General features: G+C 61.0%; 6 protein-coding genes and 3 tRNA genes. All 9 read right to left on the bottom strand.

Annotated elements, in window-relative coordinates:
* The coding region (locus tag M3436_18380) for a GTP-binding protein (protein ID MDQ3565970.1) at positions 1 to 101 on the bottom strand (101 nt) is incomplete at its 3' end.
* Positions 102 to 156: 55 nt separating this feature from the next.
* Positions 157 to 232 (bottom strand) — tRNA-Thr (locus M3436_18375).
* A 7-nt stretch (positions 233 to 239) separates the two neighbouring features.
* Positions 240 to 313 (bottom strand) — tRNA-Gly (locus tag M3436_18370).
* A gap of 32 nt (positions 314 to 345) precedes the next feature.
* Positions 346 to 431 (bottom strand) — tRNA-Tyr (locus tag M3436_18365).
* A 60-nt stretch (positions 432 to 491) separates the two neighbouring features.
* Positions 492 to 1,088, bottom strand: a complete 597-nt coding sequence (locus M3436_18360; protein MDQ3565969.1) for a Sua5/YciO/YrdC/YwlC family protein — start codon at positions 1,086 to 1,088, stop codon at positions 492 to 494.
* A complete protein-coding gene (gene purE, locus M3436_18355) occupies positions 1,088 to 1,591 on the bottom strand; it encodes a 5-(carboxyamino)imidazole ribonucleotide mutase (protein MDQ3565968.1) in 504 nt (167 codons plus the stop codon). The genes M3436_18360 and purE overlap by 1 nt, the downstream gene beginning before the upstream one ends.
* A gap of 85 nt (positions 1,592 to 1,676) precedes the next feature.
* On the bottom strand, positions 1,677 to 3,980 hold the full coding sequence (topA, locus tag M3436_18350) for a type I DNA topoisomerase (protein MDQ3565967.1): 2,304 nt from the start codon (positions 3,978 to 3,980) through the stop codon (positions 1,677 to 1,679).
* A gap of 140 nt (positions 3,981 to 4,120) precedes the next feature.
* Positions 4,121 to 5,242: a DNA-processing protein DprA gene (gene dprA / locus M3436_18345; GenBank protein MDQ3565966.1), complete on the bottom strand. Its 1,122-nt coding sequence runs from the start codon at positions 5,240 to 5,242 to the stop codon at positions 4,121 to 4,123.
* 60 nt (positions 5,243 to 5,302) lie between these two features.
* Positions 5,303 to 6,353 (bottom strand): LysM peptidoglycan-binding domain-containing protein (locus tag M3436_18340; protein MDQ3565965.1); only part of this gene is annotated, 1,051 nt, incomplete at its 5' end.

Below are 6,353 nucleotides of genomic sequence, written 5' to 3'. Positions count from 1 at the left end.
ATCGTTAACGCCGCCGTCAACGTCGTCTTCCCATGATCCACATGCCCTATCGTCCCTACATTCACATGCGGCTTCGTTCGCTGAAATTTCTCCTTGGACATAACTCAGTTCTCCGCTTTCGTTCGTCTCACCGCTCGACTTCTCTTCCCCTAGAACTGGAGCCCATAACCGGATTCGAACCGGTGACCTCTTCCTTACCAAGGAAGTGCTCTACCGACTGAGCTATATGGGCGTCAACCTGGAGCGGGTGATGGGAATCGAACCCATGTCATCAGCTTGGAAGGCTGAGGTTCTACCGTTGAACTACACCCGCTTCTCGCCCGGCCTTCGCTACCGGCTACTGCCTGGTGGAGGGGGTAGGATTCGAACCTACGAAGGCATGAGCCAGCAGATTTACAGTCTGCCCCCGTTGGCCGCTTGGGTACCCCTCCGAAGTCTAAAGCGATCAATTTTCAAAAATAAATGCACCAATGTCAATAAAGAGCCGCAGTTCATGCTCCACCCGAGCATCCATCCGTCGTCGATCTTCCATGCCGAGGCCGTAAAACCCGCCCGCTCACCCCATCGCGGATCTCGCTCACGCCCGCCTCGTCCCCGATCCGTCCGGATACAACGTAATCAATCGCTCCATTGAAATATGCCCGCACCCGCGCGGGATCCCGGGCTGGAACACAGCCGGCGGGATTGGCGCTGGTCGAAACCAGGACCCCCACGCGCTGACATAACGCCGCCGCGATCGGATGCCCCGTTACCCGCACTGCAAGGTAACGCCGGGCACCGGTCAACCACGACGGGACGGATGATCGCGCCGGCACTACCCACGTGACTGGGCCGGGCCAAGTGCGGTCGATTTCCTCGCGCCTCACCGCATTCGGAAAACATACAAGACGTTCTATCGCCGGTAGCGTCGCGGCAATCACGATCACGCCCTTCTTGACGCTCCGCCTTTTAAGCATTAAGAGCCTGGAAACAGCGCGGTAATTGAACGGATCGCACCCGAGCCCGAACACGGCCTCGGTCGGATAAGCAATGATGCCGCCGGCTACGATTACACGCGCGGCGCGCTCGAGATGCCACGCTTGAAGCACTAGCCGGCGCGTTTCGTGACTGCTAGGTTTTTTTGCCTGATCGCTTCCACGGTCGCCGAGCGTTCCGCCCGCAAGCGTTCCGCGATTTCCGGGTCTTGCAGCGCCAAGATCTCGGCCGCGAGATAGCCGGCGTTCTTCGCACCGGCTGGACCGATGGCAACGCACGCCACCGGCACACCACCCGGCATTTGCACCGTCGATAGCAGGGCATCGAGCCCATTCAGAGGCCCTCCCGCCATGGGCACGCCGATCACCGGCTTGACCGTCAGCGCCGCCACCGCCCCCGCCAGATGCGCGGCCAGCCCAGCGGCGGCAACAAAAACCGCGGCCCCGCGCTCCTCGGCCTGCTCGACATAGGCGCGGGTCTCGGCCGGCGTCCGGTGCGCGGACGCGATTCTCACCTCGACGCGGATCCCCAAGCACCGTAACACCTCTAGCGTGGATTCCATCACCGGAAGGTCGGAATCCGATCCGACCAAAACGGCTACGAACGGGACTGTCATAAGGCCATAAATCCTTGGTTCCGAGGCTCAAGCAGGCGCAGCTTGGCGCGCATGTCACGAATAGACGCAGTCGGAGGCACCTCGATTAAGATACCGCGGACAGGCTTGCCGGTTCGACCCACGGCTCCTTAAATCCACATCCCGTTCGTGGGCAGACGCGCAAGCTGCCCTCGCGCTTGGTGGTTTTCGTCATCGTGACCGCCCAATGACACTTTGGGCAGGGTTGGCTCAAGGGCTCGTTCCAGATCGCGTAACGGCAGTTCGGGTAGGTGGAACAGGAATAAAAAACCTTCCCGCGCTTAGAGCGGCGCAGCACGAGACACCCGCTACGGCACTCGGGACAGGTGACGCCGGTGTCCGCCGGTTTCTCCACCGCCTCGATATACCGGCATTTCGGATAGCTACCACAGCCGATAAATTTACCGTATCGCCCCTCGCGCAATAATAGCGGCGAACCGCACTCGGGACAATGCCGGTCAGCGACGATCTGGGCGACCGGGGTAGCTTGGCCTTGCCCGTCCACACTCCGGGTATAGTCACAGTCGGGGTACCCCGTGCAGCCGACAAAGCTGCCGCGCCGCCCCAAGCGCGTCGCCAAGGGCTTGCCGCACTGAGGACACTGCTCTTCGAGCAGCTTCTGGGTGGCGTCGCGGCGGGTGACCGTCTCGGCTTTGTTATCGACCAGCCCCTTGAATGGCGTCCAAAAACGCTCGAGCACCGGCGTCCACTCCTTTTCGCCTCGGGACACCGCATCGAGCTCGTCTTCGAGCCGCGCGGTGAAACCATAATCGACATAGTCGGTAAAATGCTCGGTCAGGAACCTGCTCACAATCCTGCCGACGTCAGTGGGTTTGAAGCGCTTGCTTTCCAAGGTCGCATACTCGCGCTGTTGCAGCGTCGAGATAATCGCGGCGTAGGTCGAAGGGCGGCCGATGCCGTGCTCCTCGAGCGACCGCACCAGACTCGCTTCGGTGTAGCGCGGGGGCGGTTCAGTGAAATGCTGGGTCGCCGTGATGTCCGCGAGCTGCACCCGCTCACCCGCTTTCATCGCCGGTAAGACGCCCTCGTCGCTGTCGTTCTTTCCGTCATCCTTGCCTTCCAGATACACGGCCATGAACCCCGGCTCCACCACCGTTGAGCCCGTCGCCCGGAACGCGGCACCTGTCCCGCACGTTAGATCCACGGCGACCGTGTCGATGATGGCATCGATCATCTGACAGGCCAGCGTACGCTTCCAAATGAGATCGTATAAGCGGTATTGCTCCTCGCTCAAGTGAGGCCTCAATTCCTCGGGGGTTCGTTGGATCGCGGTGGGCCGGATCGCTTCGTGAGCTTCCTGAGCATTCTTCGCCTGGGTCTTAAAGCGCCGCGCTTGAGCCGGCGCTTGCCCGGCGCCGAAACGCGCCTTGATGAAATCCCTGATTTCCTCCAGCGCCTCGCCGGCGAGACTCACCGAATCGGTGCGCATATAGGTTATAAGACCGGCCGATCCGCCGCCGATATCGATCCCTTCGTAGAGTTGCTGCGCGATCCGCATCGTGCGTTGTGTGGTAAACCCGAGCTTGCGCGCGCCTTCCTGCTGTAAGGTCGAGGTGATGAAGGGAGACGGGGGGAGCCGTTTACGCTGTTTCTTCTCGACCTCGCCAACGGTGAGCCACCCTTGAGCAAGGGTAAGTAAATCTTGCCGGATAGCTTCCGCCTCCGCGCTCGTAACGATGCTGAACTGCTTGAGCTTCTCGCCTTGATAAACGGCCAACCGGGCGCCGAATGCTTGTGCTTGCTGCCTGGCCTGCGCCTCCACGGTCCAATATTCGCGCGACTCGAAGGCTTCGATCTCCCCTTCACGCTCCACGATCATGCGCAGAGCGGGACTCTGCACCCGCCCGGCGGACAAGCCCCGCCGGATCTTCCGCCACAGCAGCGGCGAAAGGTTGAACCCGACTAAATAATCCAACGCCCGGCGCGCTTGCTGCGCATTGACCAAATCGACCGACAACACCCTCGGGCTGCGGATGGCCTCCTCAATGGCGCGCTTGGTGATCTCGTGAAAGATGACCCGGTATACCGGTTTGTTATCCAAAACCTCCCGCTCCTTCAGGATCTCCACCAAATGCCAGGAAATCGCCTCACCTTCGCGATCCAGGTCGGTCGCTAGATAGAGCGCATCCGACTTACGCATGGTCTCGGCGATCGCATTAACGTGTTTAACGTTTTTTTCTATGATCTCATAGCGCATGGCAAACCCATGCTCGGTGTCCACGGCGCCTTCCTTGGGCTTAAGATCGCGCACGTGCCCATAGGATGCGAGCACGCGAAAATCCGTGCCGAGGTAGCGGCCAATCGTTTTGGCCTTGGCCGGAGATTCGACGATTAATAAATTCTTCGGCATGCGCTGAATATTTAAGCGTTCGAGACTAGCTTAGACGAGGTTGGCTCAAAGCGGCTTCGCCCGCGAGCGCGTCGAACGGTGCGGACAGGGTGACGCCGCCGGTTAATACCGCCGGGATAGCCGCTGTTCAAAAAAGCAATCTACTTCTGCCGCACGTACACTCCGCATGCTTCCGCACCCACGTATCCGCGTAATTCCAGTATCAAGAGCATGGACGACACGGCGCTCGCGGTCAATCCGCTGCGTTCGACCAAGCTATCGACCGAGACAGGATCCCCACCCATACAATGTAGCAAACTCTGATAATCGGGATCGAGTGCCTCGCTCGCCTCATGGGGTGCTTGCGGGAGGCTGGACACCGGCGCTGGAGGTGGAAGCACACAGTTCAGCTCCTCCAGGATGTCCGCGACGCTGGTGACGAGTTTTGCGCCCTGCTGAATTAGCCCATGGCACCCCTGCGCGAGCGGATTGTGGATGGAGCCGGGGAGCGCGAATACCTCTCGTCCTTGTTCGATCGCACAGCGCGCGGTGATCAACGATCCGCTACGCAGGGCCGCTTCGACGACCACCACCCCAAGACAGAGCCCGCTGATCAGGCGATTGCGGCGCGGGAAATTGCGTGCGATCGCCGGGGTGCCGAGAGGCAACTCCGAGACAATCGCGCCTCCCGAGGCCTGGATGTCGAGCGCCAGGGCGCGATTGCTCGCCGGGTAGATCAGGTCGATCCCGGTACCGCTGACCGCAATCGTCGCGCCCCTTGCCGCCAACGCACCGCGGTGCGCCACGGCATCGATGCCGAGGGCCAGCCCACTGGTGATGACCCATCCGGCGAGCACAAGCTGGCGGCTGAATTCGAGGGCCGTTTGCTCGCCGGCGGCGGTCGGGTGACGGCTTCCGACCACGGCGATCTGCGGCCTCGCGAGGATCCCCGGTTCCCCTATGACATAGAGCAGCGGCGGCGGGTCGGAGAGCGTGCGCAGGAGCGGCGGGTAGGCTTCCTCACTCCAAAGAATCAGCTGATGCTTATCCTCACGTAACCACCGCACGGCCGCGGTGACGGCCTGCCAATCCGGGGCTTTGATAAACGCGAGGGTTTCGCTCCCGAGACCGTGGCGTTCAAGTTCCATCGATCTGGCCGCGAAGACAGCTTCCGCGCTCCCATAGCGCACGAGTAGATCAAAAAATGCCTTGGGCCCGATGCCCGGCGCACGGTGCAAGGCAATCCAATGCGCCCGCTCATCCCGCGTGTCGTCGAGGCTCATAGCGTACCAAGCTTATCACCACTGCAGCTTGGAGCGCTGGGCGAGCACCGCTCCAAGCGCTTAAGGATTGCTTACCGTATCATAGCGGTACACGGAGCGATCGGCGTTCATAACCAGCGCGTAGCTGACGTTCGGGAAGGCGCGGAACACCATCAGCTCCCCGATGCGTTCGTGCGGGAGTTCGACTTCCCGGCTTAATCCCCCGCCATAGCTTGCACCCGATGCACTTCCCGCCACATCGTCGCGGACGATCACCCCGCTACGGAAGATCGCTAATACATGCCCGGGCTCGAGTCCGGCCTGCACGCCCCGATTGATCACCACGACTTGCTGCGGCCCGACCTGGGACACGGCATCCATGATCGATATGATCGATCCGGCAACGTCCCCGTCCGGCGCATGCGGAACGAACTCCGGATAATGGCCTTTTGCTTCCGGGATCAGCCGATCGCCCGCCAAAACCTCCCGTTGTGAACTGGTAATCATGGCGGATGCCGGATCTCCCAGCTTGTCGATGACCGCATCGGCGACATGCAGGGCTTCGTACCCTAGAACATCGTCGCCGCTCTCGCCTAGACAATTCGACGCATACCCCTGAGCGACATCCTTGCGGACAGCAACTCGATGATTGGCGTCCTTCACAGCCGGCGGTTCCCGATAAACCTCGCCGCAGCGAACCACCGTGTAGCGCTTGACTTTCTCATCCAATCGACCGCGCACGTAGATGCGATTCCCTACGCCGGTCACCAGATGCTCGTCCTGACTGGAGACGATGTAAGGTGCGTTAGCAAGCTCATCGGCTCCGACCACCTGCGGCCGGCTCAAGAACGGCCAGATGGCATCGAGCGGGATCGCCGGCAGCGCATCATCGTGCTCGGACGCGCGCACCGACGGCGATAATTTGACGTTCCTGCCCCGAGTCCGCCCCAGCATGGGTTTACCGTCTCGGTAGGTTAAATAAAGAATATCGCCCGGATAGATGCGGTGCGGATTCCGCACCTGCGGATTCACCTGCCAAATCTGCGGCCAGAGCCATGGTTTCGTCAAGAAGACCGCCGAAATGTCCCATAAGGTATCGCCGCGTTTCACGACATAGCGGTCGGGGTAGCTC

The organism is Pseudomonadota bacterium (assembly GCA_030859565.1).
GTDB lineage: Bacteria > Pseudomonadota > Gammaproteobacteria > JACCXJ01 > JACCXJ01 > USCg-Taylor.
This window is presented reverse-complemented; position numbering and strand designations above follow the sequence as displayed.